We start from the raw sequence: 501 nt of genomic DNA on the forward strand, positions 1-501 counted from the left end.
CTCACCGGCTGCGCTCCCGGCGGCAGCCAGGCATCCAGCTCTACGCCAACAGCCCCAAGCACTCCAGCTACGCCGGTACCGATGACCATTAAGGAAGCGGGAGTGTACTACCTCAAGACCGTATGCCCAACCAACCGCCTCAGTGACGCTTTCTCCGATGCGTACCAGGTTCAAGTCGATAGGTACAACTCAGGGTTGCAGCCGAAGATGGCGCCTTTGAAGAAAGCCGCCGCCAAGCTTCGGGACTCATACCGGCATCAGGCCGACGCATTCTCTGATGAGGACGTACTTTGGCCAAGTGCAGTAGAAAAGGACATCAAAAAATTCGTTGACCAGACGTTTGACGATGTAACCGTCTACGTTCAGGTGAGCCAATCTGACAGCTTGGAGGGGATGAACTCCATCTTCAACGAGGCAAAGTTCAGTAGCTCTAAGACGGCTCAGAAGGTCCGGGCCAAGCTGGATCTCTCTGCGGACACCGAGAAGTCCTGCAAGAAGTAC

The 501-nt window shown here is 55.5% G+C and carries 1 protein-coding gene; it reads left to right on the forward strand.

Annotation, left to right across the window (positions count from 1 at the left end; translation table 11 throughout):
* Nucleotides 1-102 precede the first annotated feature (102 nt).
* On the forward strand, nucleotides 103-501 hold a 399-nt coding region (locus HGG74_RS21110), incomplete at its 3' end, for a hypothetical protein (protein WP_205762295.1).

The organism is Arthrobacter mobilis, assembly GCF_012395835.1.
Taxonomy (GTDB): Bacteria; Actinomycetota; Actinomycetes; order Actinomycetales; family Micrococcaceae; genus Crystallibacter; species Crystallibacter mobilis.